Origin of the sequence: Actinosynnema sp. NPDC053489 (genome assembly GCF_044544865.1) — a bacterium.
Lineage (GTDB): Bacteria > Actinomycetota > Actinomycetes > Mycobacteriales > Pseudonocardiaceae > Actinosynnema.
On record NZ_JBITXT010000010.1, the window covers coordinates 13,918 to 37,019 of the forward strand.

The window sequence follows — 23,102 nt, forward strand, 5'->3', positions numbered from 1 at the left end:
ACTCTTGACCCACTCTTTTTATATAGGACTACTTGCTGGTAGCTCTTGTTGTGCTCCGCATCACACCCTGCGTTGTTTCCCTCCGGGAGGCTCCGATGCGCCTTGTCCGAACCCTGTCCAGCGCGGCGCTGGCGCTGCTCGCCTCGCTGGCGCTCGTCGTGCCGGCCGAAGCCGCGGCCGCCAACTACGTCGCGCTCGGCGACTCCTACTCCTCCGGGACCGGCACCGGCACGTACTACAGCGACTCCGGCAGCTGCAAGCGCAGCCAGTACAGCTACCCCGCCCTCTGGGCGGCGTCGCACGCGCCCGCGTCGTTCAAGTTCGTGGCCTGCTCCGGCGCCAAGACCGGTGACCTGCTCGCCAACCAGGTGAGCGCCCTGTCCTCGACGACCTCGCTGGTCAGCGTCTCGATCGGTGGGAACGACGCCGGCTTCACCGACGTGATCACCACCTGCACCCTGGGCTCCGACTCGACCTGCGTGAACCGGGTCAACCAGGCCAAGGCGTACGCCACCGGCACGCTGCCCGGCCTGCTCGACAACGTCTACACCCAGATCCGCGACCGCGCGCCGTCCGCCACGGTCGTCGTCCTCGGCTACCCGCGCCTGTACAAGGTGCCGGGCAGCTGCGCGGTCGGCCTCAGCGACACCAAGCGCGCGGCGATCAACTCGGCCGCCGACACCCTGCACGAGGTCATCTCGGCGCGGGCGGGCGCGAAGGCGTTCGTCTACCGCGACCTGCGCTCGGCGTTCGTCGGGCACGAGATCTGCTCGTCGGACTGGTGGCTGAACAGCCTGTCGTGGCCGGTGGAGGAGTCCTACCACCCGAACCGCAACGGCCAGCGCCTCGGCTACCTGCCGCAGCTCACCGCCGTCACCGGCTGATCCGCCGCGACATCACCCGGAGGGGGCCGCAGCGACGGCCCCCTCCGGCTTGTGAGCCGCCGTTAACAGGCGCTAACATCTCCTCAGGTTAACGACGGCTAACCGCGAGGAGCCCGATGGACGCCCCGGTGCTGCGCAGCACGGCCGACAAGTCGGCCGACGCCTTCCGGCGCTACCACGACGAGCACGCGCGCCTCGTGCACGACCTGCGCGCGAAGCTCCGCCGAGCCGCCCTCGGCGGCCCGGAGAAGGCCCGTGCCCGGCACGTCGAGCGCGGCAAGCTGCTGCCCCGCGACCGGGTGGACGCGCTGCTCGACCCCGGTTCGCCGTTCCTCGAACTGTCGCCGCTGGCCGCGGACGGCATGTACGGCGACGAGGCGCCCGCCGCCGGCGTCATCACCGGCGTCGGCCGGGTCTCCGGCCGCGAGGTCGTCGTCGTGGCCAACGACGCCACCGTCAAGGGCGGCACGTACTACCCGATGACGGTGAAGAAGCACCTGCGCGCCCAGGAGGTCGCGCTGCAGAACCACCTGCCGTGCGTCTACCTGGTGGACTCCGGCGGCGCGTTCCTGCCCCGGCAGGACGAGGTGTTCCCGGACCGCGAGCACTTCGGCCGGATCTTCTTCAACCAGGCCACCATGTCCGCCCGCGGCATCCCGCAGATCGCCGCCGTGCTCGGCTCCTGCACGGCGGGCGGCGCGTACGTGCCGGCCATGTCGGACGAAGCCGTGATCGTGCGCGGCCAGGGCACGATCTTCCTCGGCGGCCCGCCGCTGGTGAAGGCCGCCACCGGCGAGGTCGTGACGGCCGAGGAGCTGGGCGGCGGCGAGCTGCACTCGCGCACGTCCGGCGTCACCGACCACCTGGCCGAGGACGACGAGCACGCGCTGCGGATCGTCCGCTCGATCGTCGGCACGCTCGGCCCGCGCCCGTCGCGGCCGTGGCACGTGGAGCCGCCCGTCGAGCCCGCCGTCGACCCCGCCGAGCTGTACGGCGTCGTGCCGACCGACAGCCGCACGCCCTACGACGTGCGCGAGGTGATCGCCCGCGTGGTCGACGGCAGCCGGTTCCACGAGTTCAAGAAGGAGTACGGCGCGACCCTGGTCACCGGGTTCGCCCGCATCCACGGCCACCCGGTCGGCATCGTGGCCAACAACGGCGTGCTGTTCGGCGAGTCGGCGTTGAAGGGCGCGCACTTCATCCAGCTGTGCGACCAGCGGGGCGTGCCGCTGGTGTTCCTCCAGAACATCAGCGGGTTCATGGTCGGCCGCGAGTACGAGGCGGCCGGCATCGCCAAGCACGGCGCCAAGATGGTGACGGCGGTGGCGTGCGCGCGGGTGCCGAAGTTCACCGTGGTCATCGGCGGGTCGTTCGGCGCGGGCAACTACTCGATGTGCGGCCGGGCGTACTCGCCCCGGTTCCTGTGGATGTGGCCCAACGCCCGGATCTCGGTGATGGGCGGCGAGCAGGCGGCCTCGGTGCTCGCCACCGTGCGCCGCGACCAGCTCGGCGACGCCTGGTCGGCCGAGGAGGAAGAGGCGTTCAAGGCCCCGATCCGGCAGCAGTACGAGGACCAGGGCAACCCGTACTACTCCACGGCCCGGCTGTGGGACGACGGCGTGATCGACCCCCTCGACACGCGGACGGTCCTGGGCCTGGCGTTGTCCGCGGCGGCCAACGCCCCGATCGAGCCGGTTTCCTACGGCGTCTTCCGGATGTGAGGGGAATGTCGCGCGAAGAGGTGTTCGACAGCGTCCTGGTGGCCAACCGCGGCGAGATCGCGGTCCGCGTGATCCGCGCGCTGCGGCGGCTCGGCATCCGGTCGGTCGCCGTGTACAGCGACGCCGACGCGGACGCGCTGCACGTGCGCGAGGCCGACGAGGCGGTGCGGCTGGGGCCCGCGGCGGCGCGGGAGAGCTACCTGTCGGTCGAGCGGGTGGTCGAGGCCGCCCTGTCGACGGGCGCGCGGGCCGTGCACCCCGGGTACGGGTTCCTCGCCGAGAACGCCGAGTTCGCGCGGGCGTGCGAGAAGGCGGGCCTGGTGTTCATCGGGCCGCCCGCCGACGCGATCGAGGCGATGGGCGACAAGATCCGCGCCAAGCTCACCGTGGCCGCGGCGGGCGTGCCGGTGGTGCCCGGGCGGACCGAGGTCGGGATGACCGACGACGACCTGGTCGCCGCGGCGGCCGAGATCGGGTTCCCGGTGCTGCTCAAGCCGTCCGCCGGTGGCGGCGGCAAGGGGATGCGGCTGGTGACCTCCGCCGACGGGCTGCGCGACGCCATCGAGTCGGCCCGGCGCGAGGCGCGCGGGTCGTTCGGCGACGACGCGCTGCTGATCGAGCGGTTCGTCGGCAACCCGCGGCACGTCGAGATCCAGGTGCTGGCCGACGCGCACGGCACCGTGGTCCACCTCGGGGAGCGCGAGTGCAGCCTCCAGCGGCGGCACCAGAAGATCATCGAGGAGTCGCCGTCGCCGCTGCTGACGCCCGCGACCCGCGAGGCGATGGGTCGGGCGGCGGTGGAGGCCGCGCGTTCGGTCGGGTACGTCGGGGCGGGCACGGTGGAGTTCATCGTGGACGGCGCGTCCGGCGACTACTTCTTCATGGAGATGAACACGCGCCTGCAGGTCGAGCACCCCGTGACGGAGCTGGTGACCGGGGTCGACCTGGTCGAGTGGCAGGTGCGGGTGGCGGCCGGCGAGCCGCTGGGGTTCTCGTCGGTGTCGATGACCGGGCACGCCGTCGAGGCGCGGGTCTACGCCGAGGACCCGGCGCGGGGGTTCCTGCCGACCGGCGGGACCGTGCTGGCGCTGGGCGAGCCGGGCGACGTGCGGGTGGACTCGGCGCTGCGGGTCGGGCTGCGGGTGGGCAGCGACTACGACCCGATGCTGGCCAAGGTGATCGCGCACGGCGCGACGCGGGCGGAGGCGCTGCGGCGGTTGGACGCGGCGCTGGGCCGGTTCGAGCTGCTGGGCGTGACGTGCAACATCCCGTTCCTGCGCGCGCTGTTGCGCGATCCGGACGTGCGGTCGGGGGAGCTGGACACCGGGTTGGTGGAGCGCCGCCTCGACGCGCTGGTGGCCGTGGAGCGCCCGGACGAGGTGCTGGCCGCGGCGGCGCTGGAGCGGCAGTCGGCGGCGGCGGGCGCGGACCCGTGGGAGCGGACCGACGGCTGGCGGGTCGGCGAGCACGCGTGGACGCGGTGGCTGATCGACGGGGTCGAGGTCCGCGTGCGCGGCGACGAGGTGTCGATCGCGGGCGGCGAGCCGAGGCGGTACCGGGTGTCCGTCGACGGCGGGCGGCTGGTCGTGGACGGCCGGTCGTACGCGATGGCCCGGGACGGTGACGTGCTGTGGCTCGGCCGGGACGGCCACGCGTGGGCGCTCACCGAGACCCGGCCGTCCGAGGTGTCCGCGTCGGCGGTCGCCGCCGGCGGCGGACCCGTCACCAGCCCGATGCCCGGCACGGTGCTCGTGGCGCGGGTGGCGCAGGGCGAGCACGTGACCGCCGGCCAGCCGTTGTTCGTGGTCGAAGCGATGAAGATGGAGCACACCGTCACCGCACCGGTCGCCGGTGTGCTCACCGAAGTGCACGTCCGGGCGGGCCAACAGGTCGCGCTGGACCAACCCCTGGCCGTCGTCGTGCCCCACGAGGAGTGAGCGATGCTGGACTTCCGCCTTGACGAGGACTACGAGGCGCTGCGCAAGACCGTCGAGGAGTTCGCCCGCGACGAGGTCGCGCCGGTGATCGGCGGGTTCTACGAGCGCGAGGAGTTCCCGTACGGGATCGTCGCCAAGATGGGCCGGATGGGGCTGTTCGGGCTGCCGTTCCCCGAGGAGTTCGGCGGGATGGGCGGCGACTACTTCGCGCTGTGCCTCGCGCTGGAGGAGCTGGCGCGGGTCGACTCGTCGGTGGCGATCACGCTGGAGGCGGGCGTGTCGCTGGGCGCGATGCCGCTGTTCCGGTTCGGCTCGGCCGAGCAGAAGGAGCGGTGGCTGCCCCGGCTGTGCTCGGGCGAGGTGCTGGGCGCGTTCGGGTTGACCGAGCCGGGCGGCGGGTCGGACGCGGGCGCGCTGCGGACGACGGCGAAGCTGGACGGCGACGAGTGGGTGCTCAACGGCACCAAGGCGTTCATCACCAACTCGGGCACGGACATCACCGGGCTGGTGACGGTGGCGGCGGTGACCGGGCGGCGGGAGAACGGCAAGCCGGAGATCTCGGCGATCCTCGTGCCGTCGGGCACGCCCGGGTTCACCGTGTCGCGCAAGTACTCGAAGGTCGGCTGGAACGCGTCCGACACCCGTGAGCTGTCGTTCCAGGACTGCCGGGTGCCGGCCGCTAACCTGGTCGGCGAGCGCGGGCGCGGGTACGCGCAGTTCCTGCAGACGTTGGACGAGGGCCGGGTGGCGATCGCGGCGATCGGCGTCGGGCTCGCGCAGGGGTGCGTGGACGAGTGCCTGCGGTACGTGCGCGAGCGGGAGGCGTTCGGCCGGCGGATCGGGGAGTACCAGGCGCTCCAGTTCAAGATCGCCGAGATGGAGGCGCGCACGCACACCGCGCGGCTGGCGTACTACCAGGCGGCGGCGAAGATGCTGCGCGGCGAGCCGTTCAAGCGGGAGGCGGCGATCGCGAAGCTGGTGTCGTCCGAGGCGGCGATGGACAACGCGCGCGAGGCGACCCAGGTCTTCGGCGGCTACGGCTTCATGAACGAGTACCCGGTGGGCCGCTTCTACCGCGACGCCAAGATCCTGGAGATCGGCGAGGGCACGAGCGAGGTCCAGAAGATCCTGATCGCCCGCGACCTGGGCCTCCCCGCCTGACCGAGAGTCCAACGCTCAACCTTCGAGAGTCCAACCCTCAGCTCGCGTGAGTCCAACGCTCACGGCGCGAGAGTCCAACGCTCAGGGCACCTGAATTCAACACTCGGCCGACCGGCCGGTATGCGCGAGCGTTGAACTCGGGATGCGCGAGCGTTGGACTCGCGCGTCCTGAGTGTTGGACTCACGCGCTTCGAGCGTTGGACTCTCGCGTTCTGAGTGTTGGACTCTCGGGTTAGAAGTGGCCGTGGCGGCCCTCGCCGTCGTGGAAGCGGCGCAGGCCCTGGTCGACCTCGGTCAGGGAGACCAGGCCGTGGGCCAGCTCGTTGGCCAGGGCCTCCGGTTCCGGCAGGCCCTCCTGCTCCAGCAGCGACAGCCGGTCCCGGCGCAGGCACAGCTGCGGGAACGCGGCCACCTCCGCCGCCAACGCCTCCGCCGCCGCACGCGACGTCCCCGTCGGCACGACCCGGTTCACCAGCCCGATCTCCAACGCCTCCGGCGCGCGCACCGGCCGTCCGGTCAGCACCAGGTCCATCGCCCGCGACGCCCCGATCAACCGCGGCAGCCGCACGGTCCCGCCGTCGATCAGCGGCACGCCCCACCGCCGCGAGAACACCCCGAACACGGCGTCCTCGTCGGCCACCCGCAGGTCGCACCACAGCGCCAGCTCCAACCCGCCGGCCACCGCGTACCCCGACACGGCCGCGACCACCGGCTTGGACAACCGCAGCCGCGTCGGCCCCATCGGCCCGGACCGCGACTCGGCGTCGTTGCCCCGCACCGACCCCAGCGCCTTGAGGTCCGCACCCGAGCAGAACGTCCCGCCCTCGCCGTGCAGCACGGCCACCGCCGCCGTCGGGTCCTCGTCGAACTCCCGGAACACCTCGGTCAACGTGTGCGCGGTCGGCCCGTCCACCGCGTTGCGCACGCGCGCCCGGTTCAGCAGCACGGTGAACACCGGCCCCGACCGCTCCACCCGGACCGCGCTCACGGCTTCGGCAGCCCCCGCTCCACGATCGCGCCGAAGTCGACCCCGCGCGGCAGCGTGCCGAACGCCACGCCCCAGTCGCCGGACAGCCGCGACGCGCAGAACGCGTCCGCCACCGCCGGGTGCCCGAACCGCACCAGCAACGCGCCCTGCAACGCCAACGCCATCCGCTCCACCAGCCTGCGCGCCCGCACTTCGAGGTCACCGGGGTCGGTCAGCTCATCCTTGATCCCGTCGACCGCCGCGTCCAGCCGCCGATCGGCACCGCGCGCCGCGTCCAACTCGCCGAAGAACTCCGCCACCGCCTCCGGCGAACGCCCCAGGGCGCGCAACGCGTCCAGCGCCGCCACGTTCCCCGAACCTTCCCAGATGGACATCAGCGGCGACTCGCGGAACAGCCGGGGCATGCCCGAGTCCTCGATGTAGCCGTTGCCGCCCAGGCACTCGAGCGCCTCCGCCGCGTGCGCCGGGCCGCGCTTGCACACCCAGTACTTGGTCACCGCGAGCCCGAGCCGGCTGCGGTTGCCCGCCAGCCACAGCGCCACCGTGGTCGCCGCCTCCGACTCCACCGCCAAGTCGGCCAGCACGTTGCGCATCGCGGGCTGGTCGACCAGGTACGCGCCGAACGCCTTGCGGTGCGCCGCGTGGTGGGTGGCCTGGGTCAGCCCGAACCGCATCCCGGCCGCCGAGCCGAGCACGCAGTCCAGCCTGGTCGTGTTGACCATCTCGATGATGGTCCGCACGCCCTGGCCCTCCTCGCCGACCAGCCACCCCACCGCGCCGTCGTACTCCAGCTCGGCGGACGCGTTGGACTTGTTGCCGAGCTTGTCCTTGAGCCGTTGCAGGAACAGGGCGTTGCGCGTGCCGTCGGGCAGCACGCGCGGCACCAGGAAGCACGAGAGCCCGCCCGGCGCCTGCGCCAGGGTGAGGAACAGGTCCGACATCGGCGCGGACGTGAACCACTTGTGCCCGGTGAGCACGTGGTGGTCACCCCGCGGCACGGCCCGCGTCGTGTTCGACCGCACGTCCGAGCCGCCCTGCTTCTCGGTCATCGACATGCCCGCGATCAGCCCGCGCTTGGTCAGCGGCGCGCGCAGCCCGAAGTCGTACTCGCGCGAGGCCAGCAGCGGCTCGTAGTGCTCGGCCAGCTCCGGCGCGCGCCGCAGCGCGGGAACGGCCGCGTAGGTCATCGAGATCGGGCAGCCGTGGCCCGCCTCGGCCTGGCTCCACACGTAGAACTTGGCGGCACGGGCGACGTGCGCCCCGGGTCGGTCGTCCCGCCACGGCGCGGCGTGCAGGCCGTTGGCGACGGCGGTGCCCATCAGCTCGTGCCAGGCGGGGTGGAACTCGACCTCGTCGACGCGGTGCCCGTACCGGTCGTGGGTGTGCAGCACGGGCGGGTGCGCGTTGGCGAGCCGTCCCAGGTCCTGCACGTGGGCGGTGCCGGCGAGCACGCCGAGCGAGCGGACCTCGGGTTCGGCCCACTCCGCCCCGCCGCGCCGCAGGCCGTCGAGCAGCGCCGGGTCGGCGGAGACGTCGTGCCCGGCCAGGGGCGGGACCTGGTTGGTCACCTCGTGAGTGGCGTGGGTCATAACCGCCAAGAGTACTACTCGTCGGTAACTTGGACAGAGGGGAAATTTGGGGATGCTGATCAACGTCCGGCGGCCTAACGTCGGTCCGGTGACGCATCGGCAGTGGCTGGAGTCGGAGCACGAGCGGGCGGTGGCCGCGTTGCGCGGCCAGTACGCGGCGATCCCGGCCGGTGCGCCGGTGCGCCTGGCCAAGTCGACGTCGAACCTCTTCCGGTTCCGCGCCGACCAGACCGGCGGGCTCGACGTGGCCCGGTTCAACCGGGTCCTGTCGGTGGACGCCGGCGCCCGGACCGCGCAGGTCCAGGGCATGACGACCTACGAGGACCTGGTCGACGCGACCCTGCCGCACGGCCTCATGCCGCTGGTCGTGCCGCAGCTCAAGACGATCACGCTGGGCGGCGCGGTGGCGGGCCTGGGCATCGAGTCCAGCTCGTTCCGCAACGGCCTGCCGCACGAGTCCGTGCGCGAGCTCGAAGTGATGACCGGTGACGGCGAGGTCGTCGTCGTGGGCCCGGAGGACGACCTGTTCCGCGGGTTCCCGAACTCCTACGGCACGCTCGGCTACGCCCTCCGGCTGGAGATCGAGCTGGAGCCGGTGCGGCCGTTCGTGCGGCTGCGGCACGTGCCGTTCGCCGACGCCGCCGAGTGCGCCGAGGTGATCGCCGAGGTCTGCGCCGAGGGCTCCTACCGGGGTGAGCCGGTCGACTTCGTCGACGGGACGGTGTTCACGGGCCGCGAGCAGTACCTCACGCTGGCCGACTGGGCCGACTCCGCGCCGTTCACCTCGGACTACACCGGCAACGACATCTACTACCGGTCCATCCAGCGGCGCAGCGTCGACTACCTGACCGCCCGCGACTACCTGTGGCGGTGGGACACCGACTGGTTCTGGTGCTCGCGCGCGTTCGGCGTGCAGCACCCGGTCGTGCGGCGGCTGGTGCCCAAGCGGTACCTGCGGTCGGACGTCTACCGCAAGGTCGTGGCGTGGGACCGGCGGCACGGGTTCTCCGACCGGTTGAGCAGGGCGGTGCAGGAGCCGGTGATCCAGGACGTGGAGATCCCGGTGGACCGGCTCGCCGAGTTCCTGGACTTCTTCCACCGCGAGATCGGCATCAGCCCGGTGTGGCTGTGCCCGGTGCGGTTGCGGGACCGGGGGGACGGGCGGCGGCCGGGCTGGCCGCTGTACCCGATGGACCCGGACGTGCTGTACGTCAACGTCGGCTTCTGGTCGACGGTGTCGCTGCGGCCCGACGAGGAGCTGGGCAGCCGGAACCGGCTGATCGAGGACAAGGTCACCGAGCTGGGCGGGCACAAGTCCCTGTACTCCGACTCCTACTACGGCGAGGAGGAGTTCTGGGAGAACTACAACGGCCCGATCTACCAGGACCTGAAGAAGCGGTACGACCCGGCGGGTCGGCTGCCCGATTTGTACGCCAAGTGTGTTCTCCGTAGGTGAAGGGAGCCGGGGTCGTGCGGTTGGCGGAAGTGTTCCAGCGGGCGGTCGGAGGCGGGTCGTCCGTGCGGTTCAGCGCGTACGACGGCAGTCAGGCGGGTCCGGCCGACGCGGGCGTGAGCATCGAGGTGCGCACACCGGAGGCGTTGTCGTACCTGGCCTCGGCGCCGGGTGAGCTGGGGTTGGCGCGCGCGTACGTGACCGGCCACCTGGAGATCATCGGCGACGTCTACGGCGCGTTGAAGCAGCTGTCCGAGATCTCGCTGCGGGAGATCCCCTGGCCCGAGCGGGTGGAGCTGCTGGCGACGCTCGGGCGGACCAGGATCGGCACCAAGGTGGAGGTGCCGCCGCAGGAACGCCGGTTGCGCGGCCTGCGGCACTCCAAGGCGCGCGACCGGGAGGCGATCGCGCACCACTACGACGTGTCGAACACGTTCTACGAGTGGGTCCTCGGCCCGTCCATGGCGTACACGTGCGCCGTGTACCCGACCGCCGGGTCCACCCTGGAGGAGGCGCAGTTCGCCAAGCACGACCTGGTGGCGCGCAAGCTCGGGCTCAAGCCGGGCATGCGGCTGCTGGACGTGGGCTGCGGCTGGGGCGGGATGGTCATGCACGCCGCGCGCGAGTACGGCGTGAAGGCGCTGGGCGTGACGCTGTCGCGCAACCAGGCGGAGTGGGCGCAGAAGGCGATCGTGGAGGCCGGCCTGTCCGACCTGGCCGAGGTGCGCTACCTCGACTACCGGGACGTGCGGGAGACCGGGTTCGACGCGGTCAGCTCGATCGGCCTGACCGAGCACATCGGCAAGGCCAAGCTGCCCGGGTACTTCCGGTCGCTGTACGGCAAGCTCAAGCCCGGCGGCCGGATGCTGAACCACTGCATCACCCGCCCGGACAACAAGCAGCGGGCGCGGACCGGCGGGTTCATCAACCGGTACGTGTTCCCGGACGGCGAGCTGGTCGGGCCGGGCCACCTCGTGTCGCTGATGCACGACACCGGCTTCGAGGTGCGGCACGAGGAGAACCTCCGCGAGCACTACGCCATGACGCTGGCGGCGTGGTGCGACAACCTCGAGGAGCACTGGGACGACGCCGTGGCCGAGGTGGGCCTCGGCCGGGCGCGGGTGTGGCGGCTGTACCTGGCCGCGTCCCGGCTGGGCTTCGAGCGCAACAACATCCAGCTGCACCAGGTGCTCGGCGTCAAGCTGGACGGCACCACGTCCCACATGCCGCTGCGCCCGGACTGGCTGGGCTGACGAGGGGTCGCCGGGTGGTGCGGCCGACGGTCGCGCCACCCGGGACCGCCGCCGCGCCGCCGGCACCGAACCCACCCCGAGGTCGGACGACTCACGACAACCGGTCGACGATCTGCTGCACCTGGTTCGACGGGATGGCGAAGCCGATGCCCACGCTGCCCGCCTCGCCCCCGTCCGACGCGGGGGAGTAGATCGCCGAGTTGACGCCGACGACCTCGCCCGCCGAGTCGACCAGCGGACCGCCCGAGTTGCCCGGGTTGATCGACGCGTCGGTCTGGATCGCCTGGTAGCTGACCGAGGTCGCCGCGCGCCGGCCGGTCGACGTGCCGGGCACGGTCACCGTGCGGTCGAGGGCGCTGACGATGCCGGACGTCACCGTGCCCTGCAGGCCCTCCGGCGAACCGATCGCGACGACCTGGTCGCCGACCTTGACCCGGTCGGAGTCGCCGAACTTCGCCGGCGTGAGGCCGCTGACGCCCGACGCCTGCACCACCGCGAGGTCGCTGGACGGGTCCGTGCCGACCACGGTCGCGTCGACGGTCCGCCCGTCGTTCAGCGTCACCGTCACCTGCTGCGCGCCGGCCACCACGTGGTTGTTGGTGAGGATGCGCCCGTCCGCGGTGAGCACCACCCCGGAGCCGAGGCCCTGCCCCTGCGCCGACACCACGTTCACCTGCACCACGCTCGGCAGCACCCGCGCCGCGATCGCCGAGACGTCCGAAGTGGACGACGCGGTGAGCGCCACCGGGCTGCTCGTCGCCGCCACGGTCGCGGGTGACGCGTTCAGCGCGCCCACCACGCCCCCGGTGACCCCGCCGAACACCGCGGCCACCAGGGCCGCCGAGGTCACGACCACACCCGTCCGCCGCTTCCAGAACGCCGGCGGCTCCTGCAACGACCCGCTCACGGCGGGGAAGTCCTGTGTCGTCATGGCTCCAGGGTCGGCCCGCACCCTATGAGCAGGCTGAGCGTCCCGTCAGGACTTGCCAAGAATCCGGTGGACCTCGTCGGCGGTCAGCAACGACGTGCCGAACAGCGGGCCCTGCGCCCCGGCCACACCCAGCTCCGCGAGCCGCCGCGCCTCGACCTCCGTGCGCACGCCCGCCGCGTACAGGGGCAGCCCGAGCGTCCGCGACCACGTGAGCAGGCCCACGGCCGCGCTCTCCGACAGCGGGTCCGCGCCGTCGGCCAGCCCGTGCACCGGCGAGCCCTGGAACTTCACCGCCGACAGCGGGATGCGCCGCAGCCGGTCGATCGGCACGTTGCCGCCGCCCACCTGGTCGAGCACCAGCCGCACGCCGTGCTCGGCCAGGTAGCTCAGCTCCTCGACCTGGTCCTCGTTGATCAGGGCGGGCAGTTGCTCGCCCAGCTCGAACTGGAGCTTCGGCGCGGGCAGCCCGGTCTCCCGCAACGCCTGCCGCACGGTCGCCACCAGCTCGGGCTCCTGGCACTGCCGGGCGGTGAGGTCCATGCTCAGCACGGGCGTCGCGTCGCCGAACTCGGCGTGCCACCGGCCCGCGTCGGCGCACGCCCGCGCGATGGCCCACCGGCCGAGCCGGGCCGCCATCCCCGTGCACGTCGACAGCGACAGCAGCGCCTGCGGGTCGAGCACGCCCTCGGTCGGGTGGTCCCACCGCACCCGCGCCTCGACGGCCAGCAGCGAGCCGTCGTCCAGCGCGTGCACCGGCTCGTAGAGCACCTGGAACTCGTCCTGCTCCAGCCCGCCCGCGATCGACGCGGCCAACCGCATCCGGGTGCGCTCGCGCCGGTCGCGCTCCTTGTCGTAGAGCGCCCACTGCGCCTTGCCGTCGTCCTTGGCCCACCGCACGGTCAGGTCCACCCGGCGCAGCAGCTCGGCGGCGTCCGCCCCGCGCACGGGCTGCACCACGATGCCGACGCTGGCGGTCACGCCGATGCCGTCCTCGCCGACCCACACCGGTTCGGCGAGCAGCTCGACCGCCCACTCGGCCAGGTCGACCACGCTCGCGACGTCCGCCGGGTCGCGGATCAGCACGCCGAACTCGTCCGGCCCGATCCGGGCCAGCTGGCCGACGCCGTCGAACACCGACCGCAGGTGGCCGGCGACCGCGGTGAGGATGCGGTTGCCCACGTCGTGCCCGAACGCGTCGTTGACGACCCGGAACCCGTCGAGGTCGAACACCACGAGCGCGAGCGTCTCGGGACCGCGGGCGCCGACCGCGCCCTCCAGCCAGCCGACGAACTGCGCCCGGTTCGCCAGGCCGGTCTGCAGGTCGTGCAGGCTCTGCCGCAGCAGCTGCGACTGCAGCGCGCGGACCTCGTCCAGGCTCTCGATCATGGTGACGTAGAAGGCGGGCTCGCCGTCGTCGTCGCGCAGGAGGGCGAGCGCGACGAGCACGGCGACCGCCTCGCCGTCCGACCGCACCAGCCGGGTCTCGACCCGGACGTGCTCGACGCCCGCCTGTAACCGCTGGGCGGCGCGGTCGATCACCTCGCGCTCGTCCGGGTGAACCAGGTCGCGCCCCAGCGACCCGACGAGCTCCTCGGACGTGTGGTCCAGCAGGGCGAGCATGGCGTCGTTGCAGTCGAGGATCACGCCCCGGATGTCGGACACCGCGATGGCCAGCGCCGAGGTCTGGAACACCGCGCGGAACTTCGCCTCGCTCGTCCGGACCGCGGACTCGGTGGACCGGGTGGTCTGGAGCTCGTGGTCGCGCCCGTGCTCGTCGAGGGTGCGGCGCAGCCCTTCGGTGAACCCGGTGGCCAGCGCGGCGAGGACGGCCGCCACCCGCCCCGGGCCGTCGCCGGACAGCTCCTCGCCGACGAGCGCGAGCGTGCGCTCGACCACCTCCGGCTCCGCGAAGCCGTGCTCGACCAGGTCGCGGCCGACGTGGTGCGCGCGTGCCGCCGACCCGTCGTCGCGCGCTGCGGCGCGCAGGTCGTCGGTGAAGCCGGTGAGGAGGTCCACCAGCCGGTCGTCGGGGCCGGGCGCCAGCGCGGCGGCCCAGCGGCGTGCGAATGCGTCCCCGGGTTGTTGTCCGGGCTCATCACCGAGTCTCGCTGCGCCTGCCATCGTCATTCAGCTCTGCGGGCCAATCGTCGCGGGTCACCCGGTGCGCATTTCCCCGGTCATTGTTCACTCTAATGGGGTAATGCGGACCACTGGTCCCGGTCAGCTTACTTCCCCGCGGCGGTGCCCCGGCAAGACGATCAACACCGGTCTTCAGCGTCTTGTGATCTTCGGGTGGCCTGACCTCGGCGAAGGTGGCGCACCAGTTGGGACGGTGTGGTGATCACGACGATTGCCCGGCGGCGGGGATGCCCGATTCGGCCGTGCTTTCCCGGCCCGCCGGTCGCATTTCCCCGAGCGACCGCGTGCCGGGTGTGGCTCTCTCGCGAGAGCCCACACCCGGCACGTGAAATTCTTACGCGACCGAGGCCAGGACCGAAGCGATCCGGGTGGCGATCCGGTCGTTGTCGGTCGGCGCGAGGCTCAGCCAGCCGTTCTCGTGCACCATCAGGTAGCGGCCCTGGTGCGTGTCGAACCACGTGATCAGCGCGCCGGCCCGGGTGCGGCGGTAGCCGCCGCCCACCGTGACGCCGAACTGGCCGCCCGCGACCCGGTTCGCCGCCAGCTCGCTGACCACCGTCGCGTCCTCGCGCGACAGGCCCGCCTTCTGCAACGCCTCCCGCTCGTCCAGCTCGCCGCTGCCCCACGGGTCGTCGTCCTCGTCGTCGGGCTGCTCCTCCTGCATCGCCACGGCGGCGTTCAACGCCTCCAGCCGCAGCGACAGCGCGCTGCCCGGACCGGCGGACCCGTCCGGCAGCACCTCCACGATCGACCGCGCCAACGCCGTCGGCCGGATCTCCAGCACGCCGATCGAGCCGCTGTCGACCACCGCCAGCGCGGCCCGCGAGCCGTCGGACACGGCCACCGCCCGCACCGCCCGGTCCACGTGGGCGACCGCGTCCACGGCCACCTCGTGGTCGCCGAGCAGCCGCAGCAGCGCCACCAGCCGCGGGTCGGGCTCGCCGTGGGCGGCGAGCACCTCCTCCCGCAACCGCTTGCGCTCCTCCTCGGTGTCACCGAGGCTCGGCACGTCCAGCGGGTAGGGCAGCCGGCCGAGGTCGAGGTGGTGCCAGAGCACGTCCAGCTCGCGCGGGGTGAGCACGAACTCCGGCTCGATCACGACTGGTCGCCCTTCTTCTTCGGCTTCTGACCGCCGATCACCGACGGGGGCAGGTTCTCGCCCGGCACCTCGAAGATGTCCTCGCCCCGGATGTAGCCCGCGGCCCGGTGCTCCTTGTCCTCGCCCTGCTGGCCGCCCGCCGGGGCACCGCCCATCGGAGCACCGCCCGCCATCGGGGACGACGCCGCCGCGCCGCCGGGGCCGTAGCCGCCGACCGGCATCGGACCGCGCGCGCCCGGACCGCCGACCGCGCCCGTCGAGCCGCCCGCGGCCAGGGCGCCACCGCCACCACCGGCGCCACCGGAGCCCGTGGGGCCGAAACCGCCGCCGAAGCCGCCGGCACCGCCACCGCCGCCGAACGCGCCCGGGGGCATGCCGCCCGGGATGCGCCCACCGGCCGCGCCGCCACCGCCGGCGCCGCCGCCACCGCCGCCGGGCGCGCCGGGCACCGGGGGAGTGCCGGGGCTGCCCGCCGGGATGTAGGCGGGCGGCTTCACGCCGGGCGGCAGCGTGCCGCCGCCCTGGCGGGGCACCGTGTTCGGGTTGGCCGGCTGGTACGGCGGCACGTAACCGCCACCGCTGGGCGGGGTGTAGCCGCCGCCGGCCGGCGGGGTGTAGCCACCGCCCGGGGGCGGCGTGTAGTTGTAGCCGCCGTTCGACGGCGGGGTGTACGGGTTGGCCACCGGCACCTGGGCCGCCGCCGCGGCCGCCGTCGTGCCCTCCGGCCGGTACATCGGCTGCGGGACCGACGGTGCCGAGCCGCCGCCGTACGAGCCGCCGCCGTAAGAGCCGCCACCGCCGCCGTAGGACCCGCCGCCGCCGTACGACCCGGCCGGGCCCTGGTACGACGCGGCGGCCGGGGTGTAGCCCGACGGCTGCGTGCCGGACGTCTGCTGCGACGGCTGGTACGCGGCCGGCGCGTCGGCACCGCGCGCGGCCTGCACCGGCTGGGCCGGCTGCGTCGCCGTGTACGCCGAGGGCGCGGTCGCGCCGCCCGAGCTGCCGAGGGCGTCCACGCCCGCGCCCGCCAGCGTGGTGCCGGACACGGCCTGCAACCGCGCGAGCTGCGGCTCCTCGGTGCGGCCGGTGACCGGGTTGAACGGCGCGGTGAACTGCGGCGTGTTCTGGTCGACCGCCTGCGACTCGCGCTCCATCGTGCTCATGACCGTGACGGCGTGCTCGTGCAGCGCCCGCGCGTGGTCGTTGGCCGCCTGCACGTCCGCGGCGGAGTTGGCCAGCCCCTGGATACCGCCCGCGGTGAAGACGCCCGTGGCCTGGTCCCAGTTGAACTCGACCGGCTCGGGCATGCTCGCCCGGGCGTTCTCCATGATCTGGCTCTCGTCCTGGACCCGCTTGCCGACCTCGACCGCGGTCTCGGCCGTGTGCGTGACCCACTCGGCCAGGCCCTTGATCGCGAGCCGCGCCGCGTCCGCCGCGTCGCCCGTCCAGCCGGACTCGCTGACGGCCACCCGCTCGTTGATCAGCCGGGCGGACTCGGTCAGCTCGGCGCCGAACTGGCCCCACTCCGCGCCCAGCTCGCCGGTCTGGCCGGGGTCGTTGTTGTTGTGCACCGCCTCGTACAGCTCGCGGTGCGACCGGGACGCCCAGTTCTGGGTGTCGGTCAGCACCAGGTCGATCTCGCGCTCCTCCCGGGCCAACCGCTTCGCCTGCGCGGCCAGGAGTTCCCGCTCAACGCGCTCCGTCGCCATCGTCGCCGCCCCCTCAGTTCCCGCTCAGCTTGCGCAGCGCGACGCTGCTCTCGTCGTCGACCGCGGTGAAGTTGCGGATCGCGTTCTGCACGGAGTCGTGCGTCTGCTGGAGCACCTCGCGGTAGGCCGTCATCACCGCGACGAACGACCTCGGGTCGCCGTCGGCGCGCGCCTCGAACTTCTGCGCCAGCCGGTCGCCGACGGGGTTGCGGCCGATCGGGGCGGGGCGGGCCAGCCTGCCCGCGCGCTCCAGCCACGAGTCGACCTGGTCCATCTGCTCCAGGAGCATCTTGCGCAGTTCCTCGCCGGTGGCGGGATCGAGCGACACCCGACCGGAGTTCACGGTCTCCTGGAGTGCCACGACCTGCCCGTTGACGGTCGAGACCTCCTGGGGCGGGGCCACTTCACCCCCGTTTTCGGCGATGTACATCGGTACCCCTCGCGAAGGCGGCCTGCTGGACGGAACCGACCATCCCGCCCACCTCCAACGCCGGGCCAACGCGCGCCCAACGCGGCCCGCCGGAATGCGGTGACGACTGTGGGAAACTCGGTGACTACACGGTGACAACGCCGAAAGGGCTTGCGGATGCGGGTGAACCTGCTTGGCCCCGTTGAGCTGGTTTCCGCAGGTGGGGAAGCCGTTCGGTTGGGCGCGGCCAAGCGGCGGACGGTGCTGGCGGCGCTGGCGCTGGAGCTGAACCGCGTGGTGTCCGGTGACCGGCTGCTCGAGCTGGTGTGGGACGGCTCACCACCGCCGCAGGCCAAAGCCGCCCTCCAGGGGCACATCGCCCAGCTCCGCAAGGTCCTGGGCGGCGGTGTCGCGCTGGTCACCCGCTCGCCCGGCTACGTGCTGACCGGCGAGCGCGCGGCCGTGGACGTGTTCCGGTTCGAGGACCTGCTGGCGAGCGCGCGTGAGGCGGCGGACGAGGACGCGGCGCGGCTGCTGCGGGAGGCGCTGGCGCTGTGGCGCGGCCCCCTGCTCGCCGACGTGCCCGGCGACCAGCTCCGGGAGGCGGTGTCGGCGCGGCTGGAGGAGCTGCGGCTGGTGGCCGTGCAGGAGCTCGCGACCCGGCTGACGCGGCTGGACCGGGCGGCGGAGGCGGTCTCCGCGCTGCGCGACGCCGTGGAGGCCAACCCGCTGCGCGAGGCGCTGGTGTCCCGGCTCGTGCTGGCGCTGCACTGGAGCGGGCGGCAGGCCGAGGCGCTGGCGCTGTTCCACCGGACGCGGGAGCGGCTGGCCGACGAGCTGGGCGTGGACCCGGGCCCGGAGCTGCGCGAGGCGTACCAGACCGTGCTGGCGGGCGACACCGCGCCGCCGCCGGTGGACCGCGCGCCCGCCCAGCTGCCGCGCGAGCACCGCGGGTTCGTCGGGCGCGAGGAGGAGCTGTCCGACCTCGGGGCGGCGCTGACCGGGCAGGACTCGGCCATCGGGCTGCTGGTCGGGCCGGCCGGCGTGGGCAAGACGGCGCTCGCGCTGCGGTGGGCGCACCGGGTGGCGGGCGACTTCCCGGACGGGCAGCTGTTCGTGAACCTGCGCGGGTTCGACGAGACCGAGCCGCTCGACCCGCGCACGGCGTTGATCGGCTTCCTGCGGGCGCTCGGGCTGACCGACTCGCAGATCGCGGCGGACCTGGAGGGCCAGGCCGCGCAGTACCGGTCCCTGTTGGCCGGGCGGCGGGTGCTGGTGTTCCTGGACAACGCGCGGTCGGCCGAGCAGGTCCGGCCGCTGCTGCCCGGCTCGCCGCGGTGCCTCGTGCTGGTGACCAGCAGGCACCGGCTGGACGACCTGGTGGTGACGGAGGGCGCGTCGTCGCTGCACGTGCCGACGCTGCCCGAGGCCAGCGCCGAGGACCTGCTGACGGCGCTGCTGGGCAGGCAGCGGATCGAGCAGGAGCCCGAGGCGGTGGCGGAGCTGGTCGAGCTGTGCGACCGGCTGCCGCTGGCGCTGCGGATCGCGGGCGCGCGGCTCGCGTCACGGCCCCGGTGGACGATCCAGTCGCTGGTCGACGAGCTGCGCGACGAGCAGGGGCGGCTGTCGGCGCTGTCGCTGCCGGAGGCGGGGCGCGGGGTGCACGCGGCGCTCGCGGTGAGCTACCGGGAGCTGCCGGAGGGCGCGGCGCGGCTGTTCCGGCGGCTGGGCCTGCACCCCGGCACGGACCTCGACAGCTACACGGCGGCGGCGCTGCTGGACATCAACGTCGTCAGCGCCCGCACGCACCTGCGCACCCTGGCGTACGCGAACCTGCTGCACGAGTCGACGCCGGACCGGTACTCGCGGCACGACCTCGTGCGGCTGTTCACGCACCACCTGGCGGCGACCGAGTCCGAAGTGGACAAGCAGGTGTCGACGAACCGGCTGCTGGACTACTACCTGCACGTGGCGGACCGGGCGCGGGCGCACCTGTCGGACCACGTGCGGCCGTTCGGGCCGATCGAGCACCGGCCGTCGTCGTTCCCCGAGCTGTCGTCGAACGCGGCGGCGCTGGAGTGGTTCGCGCTGGAGGAGGCGAACCTGGGGCTGGCGCTGGACATCGCGGTGAACGGCGGGCAGCGGGAGCGGACGTGGCAGCTCGCGCTGTGCCTGGACGCGTTCCACTTCCGGCGGGGCAACCGGCTGGACCGGCTGGCGCTGTGCCGGATCGGGTTGGCGGCGGCGCGGTCGCTGGGCGACCGGCACGCCGAGGCGACGTTCCTGCTGCGGCTGGGGTCGACGCTGGCCGACCTGGGCCGGATCGACGAGGCGATCCAGGCGTGCACGCGGGCGGCGGCGCTGTCGGACGGCGACCGGCACCTGGAGCTGGCGGCGTTGGCGAACCTCGGGTACTGCCTGATGGCGGACGACCAGCTGGACCGGGCGCAGGCGACGATCCTGGACGCGCTGGAGGTGGCGCGGGAGGTCGGTGACGACCGGTCGCAGGCGAGCATCCAGAACAACCTGGCCAACGTGCTGCTGCGCAAGCACCGGCCGGAGGAGGCGTTGCGGCACGCGCGGGAGGCGCTGGGCCTGTTCCCGGCCGCGCCGTCCAAGGCGCACACGGCCACGTTGCACACCGTGGGTGCGGCGTCGCAGCAGCTGGGCCGTGCCGACGAGGCCCTGGAGTCGTACCGGGCGGGGTTGGCCCTGGCGGCCCGCCTGGGCGACCGCTACCAGGAGGCCCTGTGCCACCGGGCGATCGGGGACGTGCTGGAGCAGTCGGAGGGCCCGTCCGCCGCCCGCCCGCACTACCTGGCCGCCTACCAGCTGTACCGCGACCTGCGCCTGGCCGACGCCGACGACCTGGCCCGCAAGCTGGACCACACCGCCTGCCCGACCCCCTGACCGTGCACCACCCGGGCCCTGAACGTTCGACACACCGGCCCTGAACGTTCGACACACGGGCTCTGAGCGTTCGACACACGCGGCGTGAACGTAGGACTCTCGCGAGAGTCCTAGAGCGTTATTCAGAAGTGCTGGTGTGGGTGTTCTGGGGCGGGTAGCGCAACAGCCCTGCCTGGGTAGGGTCGGTTTCCTTCCACAGAAGCTCGACCACCACAGGACAGGGCTGTTGCGCTACCACTCTACGACCGGACTGGATCCCGCCCGGATCCGGGAACTGATCGCCCGGATCCGACAGACGCTGCCCGACCCCGACCGGCGGACCGGACGCCCGCCCGCGCTGAGCCTGTACCGCTCGGTGCTGCTCACCCTGGTGCTGTTACGGCAGAACCTGCCCCAGACCCTGGCCGCGGACCTGTTCGGCGTCTCCCAACCCACCGTCTCCCGCACCCTGCGCCGCTACGCGCCGCTGATCGGACGGGTGCTGCGCCCCCACACCCCCTCACTGCCCGACCTGCTGCCCCGACTGTCCACCGTCCTGCTCGACGGCACCCTGATCCCCACGGGGAACCGGGCCCACCCCGACCCCCACCCCACCGACGGCACCCGCCGACGACCCCACCCCAACTACAACGGCAAACACCGAGAGCAGGGCCTGTCGGTCCAGATCCTCACCGACCATGCCGGCCGACTGCTCGCCGTGCTCACACCACAACCCGGCAGCACCCACGACAGCCGCGCCTACCACCACCACGGCCTGGCCGACCTGCTGCACACCACCCCCACCATCGCCGACCTGGGCTACCAGGGCACCGACGCGATCATCCCCCGCCGCAAACGCCCCGGCCACACCCACCACACCCCCGCCGACCAGGCCTGGAACACCCTCATCTCCCGCCACCGATGGCCCGTCGAACGCGCCATCGCCCACCTGAAGAACTGGAAGATCCTCGCCACCGGCTACCGCGCCCGCCTGACCGAACTCCCCACCATCATCCGCATCGTCACCAACCTCGAGTTCTACCGCCTCAGCCAACGACACTTTTGAATAAAGCTCCTACGTTCGGGGCTCGTGTGTCGTACCTCCAGGACCCCCGAGTTCTCCGTTCGGGACGGTGGCGGGTGGCGGGGTCGGTGCCGACACTGGAGTGGTCCGGTGACCGGTCGGCCCGGTGGGAGGGGCGCGTGGAGGTCTCCCCGGCCGAACTCGCGGCCGACTTGCGCAGGCTCCGCCGCGGGCGCGGCGCCCAGGCGGCACGCCTGCGGGACGAGGTCGGCCCGGCGCTGAGGGCACTGTGCGGCATCCGCGACACCGACTCCCACGCCGCCGCGCGCGCCAAGGTGGGCACGACCCTGCACGGGTGGAGCGAGGCGCTGCCCGCCGACCTCCGCGCCGTCTTCGTGACCGCCCTCGCGCTGGACGTCGACGTGCCCGGCAAGTTCCTCGGCGAACGCGAGCGGTCGCTGGCCGCCGCCCTGCACCGGGACGCCCGCACGATCCGGCGACGCGTCGAGGAGGCCGTCGACCTGGTCGCCGAGAACGCCGCGACCCGGGTCGGGCCGCCACCAGGGGTCGAGGCCGACCACTGGCACGTCGAGCGCCTGGCCGCGCTGGTCCGCCTCGACGTGCCGCGACCGGAGTGCGTCGAGCGCTGGACGATCGTCGCCGAACGCGACATCGGCGACCACGTCCGGGTCACCCCCACCCCGCCGTGCGGGCACGCCGACGTGACGGCCACCCCGTTCTTCGGGGTGGAGGTGGCCGGCGCGCACCCGGCCCCCGACGGACGCCTCCTGCTCGACCTGCGCCTGCCCCACCCCCCTCCACGCCGGTCAGCGGCACGAGTGCGGCCTGGTCGTCGCCGCCTCCGGCCCGCCCCGGTCGCACCACCTCTACCGACCGGAACGGCGGTGCGAGGCGTTCGAGCTGACGGTCCGCTTCCCGGCCGCGCACGTGCCCGCCGCGATCGCCCCGGTCCGCGGCACGCCGGAGGCCGAGGCGGTCACCGGCGAGGTGGTCACCGGCGAGGTGGCGGTCGACGCCGTGCACGAGGCGCACGCGCGGTTCACGGATCTGCGCCCCGGCGACGTCTGCGGGCTGCGCTGGACGCCGGACCGGTGAGCCGGGTCAGCGGCGGGGCAGCGTGGTGCCGGCGGACGTCCCGGTGTGGGTGAGGCGCTTGGCGAAGCAGTCGTCCGGGCCGATCAGCTCCCGGTCGCACCACGCGTTGGCCTCCGCGCCGGCGGCGTACGTCCGGGGCACCACGGTCACCCAGAAGTCGCCGCTGTCGAAGCTCGCGTAGTCGGCGGAGGACAGCAGCAGCGCGTCCGGGTACCTGGCCCGGGTGAGCTGGAAGTCGCGCCAGATGTCCTCGTGGGTGAACCGCACGCCGTGCACCACGAGCCCGAGCCGCTTGGAGGACAGCTGCGGCACCCACCGGTCCACGAGCGACTCGACGGCCGCCCGGTCGGCCGCGACCTCGGCGTTCAGCTGCGAGAGCGCCACCTCGTCCGGCGAGACGGCCGCCACCGTGGTCGGGACGCGCACCGTGGTCGGGGCCGGCACCGCGGGCGGGGGCGGGGTCCACGTCGGCACCACGGCGGAGCCGCCCGCCGCGGTCGCGACGCCCGTGACGCGGCGGTCGGAGTAGCGGAACCCGACCGCGGTCGCGGCCGCCACCGCGAGCGCGGCCACCACCACCGCGGTGACGACGAGCACCGGCACGCGGTGCCCGTCCGAACCCCGCCGGGACCAGACCGCCAGGTCGGCTCCGCAGGCCGCGCAGTACCGCAGACCGGGGGTCGACGCGGTGCCGCACCTGCCGCAAACGTCCATGGTGGAGTCCCTGCCGCGTGTCCGAAGAAGACAGACCACGCTAGCCCCGGGCCCACCTCCCCGCCGCGCGCCGCGGGCGATTGACC

General features: G+C 73.3%; 17 protein-coding genes. 9 read left to right on the top strand and 8 right to left on the bottom strand.

The window, feature by feature from the left end:
• The first annotated feature begins 95 nt into the window (after nt 1-95).
• The 4 genes from ACIGNX_RS22705 to ACIGNX_RS22720 all read left to right on the top strand — a co-directional run bounded on the left by ACIGNX_RS22705 (nt 96) and on the right by ACIGNX_RS22720 (nt 5,703).
• Nucleotides 96-884 carry an SGNH/GDSL hydrolase family protein gene (locus ACIGNX_RS22705; RefSeq protein ID WP_396542673.1) on the top strand — a complete coding sequence of 263 codons (789 nt, stop codon included), beginning with the start codon at nt 96-98 and terminating at the stop codon, nt 882-884.
• A gap of 116 nt (nt 885-1,000) precedes the next feature.
• On the top strand, nt 1,001-2,605 hold the full coding sequence (locus ACIGNX_RS22710) for a carboxyl transferase domain-containing protein (RefSeq protein ID WP_396542674.1): 1,605 nt from the start codon (nt 1,001-1,003) through the stop codon (nt 2,603-2,605).
• A 5-nt stretch (nt 2,606-2,610) separates the two neighbouring features.
• Complete coding sequence (locus tag ACIGNX_RS22715; RefSeq protein WP_396542675.1) at nt 2,611-4,542, top strand: biotin carboxylase N-terminal domain-containing protein; 1,932 nt, start codon at nt 2,611-2,613, stop codon at nt 4,540-4,542.
• A 3-nt stretch (nt 4,543-4,545) separates the two neighbouring features.
• Nucleotides 4,546-5,703, top strand: coding sequence for an acyl-CoA dehydrogenase family protein (locus tag ACIGNX_RS22720; RefSeq protein WP_396542676.1), 1,158 nt, complete (start codon nt 4,546-4,548; stop codon nt 5,701-5,703).
• 232 nt (nt 5,704-5,935) lie between these two features.
• Here the strand turns inward: ACIGNX_RS22720 and ACIGNX_RS22725 are convergent, their stop codons facing one another.
• On the bottom strand, nt 5,936-6,691 hold the full coding sequence (locus ACIGNX_RS22725; protein WP_396542677.1) for a crotonase/enoyl-CoA hydratase family protein: 756 nt from the start codon (nt 6,689-6,691) through the stop codon (nt 5,936-5,938).
• Nucleotides 6,688-8,280: an acyl-CoA dehydrogenase family protein gene (locus ACIGNX_RS22730; RefSeq protein WP_396542678.1), complete on the bottom strand. Its 1,593-nt coding sequence runs from the start codon at nt 8,278-8,280 to the stop codon at nt 6,688-6,690. The genes ACIGNX_RS22725 and ACIGNX_RS22730 overlap by 4 nt, the downstream gene beginning before the upstream one ends.
• 52 nt (nt 8,281-8,332) lie before the next feature.
• On the opposite strand from ACIGNX_RS22730, the gene ACIGNX_RS22735 reads away from it, so the two are divergent.
• Nucleotides 8,333-9,736: an FAD-binding oxidoreductase gene (locus ACIGNX_RS22735; RefSeq protein WP_396542679.1), complete on the top strand. Its 1,404-nt coding sequence runs from the start codon at nt 8,333-8,335 to the stop codon at nt 9,734-9,736.
• Nucleotides 9,737-9,750: 14 nt separating this feature from the next.
• Nucleotides 9,751-10,986: a class I SAM-dependent methyltransferase gene (locus ACIGNX_RS22740; RefSeq protein ID WP_396542680.1), complete on the top strand. Its 1,236-nt coding sequence runs from the start codon at nt 9,751-9,753 to the stop codon at nt 10,984-10,986.
• Between the two features lie 91 nt (nt 10,987-11,077).
• Here ACIGNX_RS22740 and ACIGNX_RS22745 read toward each other — a convergent pair whose 3' ends face one another.
• The 5 genes from ACIGNX_RS22745 to ACIGNX_RS22765 all read right to left on the bottom strand — a co-directional run bounded on the left by ACIGNX_RS22745 (nt 11,078) and on the right by ACIGNX_RS22765 (nt 17,294).
• A complete protein-coding gene (locus ACIGNX_RS22745; protein ID WP_396542681.1) occupies nt 11,078-11,917 on the bottom strand; it encodes a S1C family serine protease in 840 nt (279 codons plus the stop codon).
• Nucleotides 11,918-11,962: 45 nt separating this feature from the next.
• Nucleotides 11,963-13,933, bottom strand: coding sequence for a putative bifunctional diguanylate cyclase/phosphodiesterase (locus ACIGNX_RS22750; RefSeq protein ID WP_396542682.1), 1,971 nt, complete (start codon nt 13,931-13,933; stop codon nt 11,963-11,965).
• Nucleotides 13,934-14,390: 457 nt separating this feature from the next.
• Nucleotides 14,391-15,155: an ESX secretion-associated protein EspG gene (locus ACIGNX_RS22755; RefSeq protein ID WP_396542683.1), complete on the bottom strand. Its 765-nt coding sequence runs from the start codon at nt 15,153-15,155 to the stop codon at nt 14,391-14,393.
• Nucleotides 15,152-16,864 (bottom strand): PPE domain-containing protein, encoded by a 1,713-nt coding sequence (locus ACIGNX_RS22760; RefSeq protein WP_396542684.1) that lies wholly within the window; start codon nt 16,862-16,864, stop codon nt 15,152-15,154. Before ACIGNX_RS22760 ends, ACIGNX_RS22755 begins: the two co-directional genes overlap by 4 nt.
• A 13-nt stretch (nt 16,865-16,877) precedes the next feature.
• Nucleotides 16,878-17,294 carry a hypothetical protein gene (locus ACIGNX_RS22765; RefSeq protein WP_396542685.1) on the bottom strand — a complete coding sequence of 139 codons (417 nt, stop codon included), beginning with the start codon at nt 17,292-17,294 and terminating at the stop codon, nt 16,878-16,880.
• Nucleotides 17,295-17,510: 216 nt separating this feature from the next.
• Here ACIGNX_RS22765 and ACIGNX_RS22770 point away from each other — a divergent pair, with 216 nt between their 5' ends.
• From ACIGNX_RS22770 to ACIGNX_RS22780, 3 genes are all read left to right on the top strand, one after another.
• Nucleotides 17,511-20,183, top strand: coding sequence for a BTAD domain-containing putative transcriptional regulator (locus ACIGNX_RS22770; RefSeq protein WP_396542686.1), 2,673 nt, complete (start codon nt 17,511-17,513; stop codon nt 20,181-20,183).
• Between the two features lie 136 nt (nt 20,184-20,319).
• Nucleotides 20,320-21,228: a transposase family protein gene (locus ACIGNX_RS22775; protein ID WP_396542687.1), complete on the top strand. Its 909-nt coding sequence runs from the start codon at nt 20,320-20,322 to the stop codon at nt 21,226-21,228.
• Between the two features lie 906 nt (nt 21,229-22,134).
• Nucleotides 22,135-22,302 carry a hypothetical protein gene (locus ACIGNX_RS22780; protein ID WP_396542688.1) on the top strand — a complete coding sequence of 56 codons (168 nt, stop codon included), beginning with the start codon at nt 22,135-22,137 and terminating at the stop codon, nt 22,300-22,302.
• Between the two features lie 6 nt (nt 22,303-22,308).
• On the opposite strand, the gene ACIGNX_RS22785 is transcribed toward ACIGNX_RS22780, so the two are convergent.
• On the bottom strand, nt 22,309-23,016 hold the full coding sequence (locus ACIGNX_RS22785) for a zinc ribbon domain-containing protein (protein WP_396542689.1): 708 nt from the start codon (nt 23,014-23,016) through the stop codon (nt 22,309-22,311).
• Between the last annotated feature and the right edge of the window lie 86 nt (nt 23,017-23,102).

What these genes read in the sequence shown, in the direction of transcription:
- ACIGNX_RS22705 (WP_396542673.1), top strand. Translation starts at nt 96, where the DNA reads ATGCGCCTTGTCCGAACCCTGTCCAGCGCGGCGCTGGCGCTGCTCGCC.
- ACIGNX_RS22710 (WP_396542674.1), top strand. Translation starts at nt 1,001, where the DNA reads ATGGACGCCCCGGTGCTGCGCAGCACGGCCGACAAGTCGGCCGACGCC.
- ACIGNX_RS22715 (WP_396542675.1), top strand. Translation starts at nt 2,611, where the DNA reads ATGTCGCGCGAAGAGGTGTTCGACAGCGTCCTGGTGGCCAACCGCGGC.
- ACIGNX_RS22720 (WP_396542676.1), top strand. Translation starts at nt 4,546, where the DNA reads ATGCTGGACTTCCGCCTTGACGAGGACTACGAGGCGCTGCGCAAGACC.
- ACIGNX_RS22730 (WP_396542678.1), bottom strand. Translation starts at nt 8,280, where the DNA reads ATGACCCACGCCACTCACGAGGTGACCAACCAGGTCCCGCCCCTGGCC.
- ACIGNX_RS22735 (WP_396542679.1), top strand. Translation starts at nt 8,333, where the DNA reads ATGCTGATCAACGTCCGGCGGCCTAACGTCGGTCCGGTGACGCATCGG.
- ACIGNX_RS22745 (WP_396542681.1), bottom strand. Translation starts at nt 11,917, where the DNA reads ATGACGACACAGGACTTCCCCGCCGTGAGCGGGTCGTTGCAGGAGCCG.
- ACIGNX_RS22760 (WP_396542684.1), bottom strand. Translation starts at nt 16,864, where the DNA reads ATGGCGACGGAGCGCGTTGAGCGGGAACTCCTGGCCGCGCAGGCGAAG.
- ACIGNX_RS22765 (WP_396542685.1), bottom strand. Translation starts at nt 17,294, where the DNA reads ATGTACATCGCCGAAAACGGGGGTGAAGTGGCCCCGCCCCAGGAGGTC.
- ACIGNX_RS22785 (WP_396542689.1), bottom strand. Translation starts at nt 23,016, where the DNA reads ATGGACGTTTGCGGCAGGTGCGGCACCGCGTCGACCCCCGGTCTGCGG.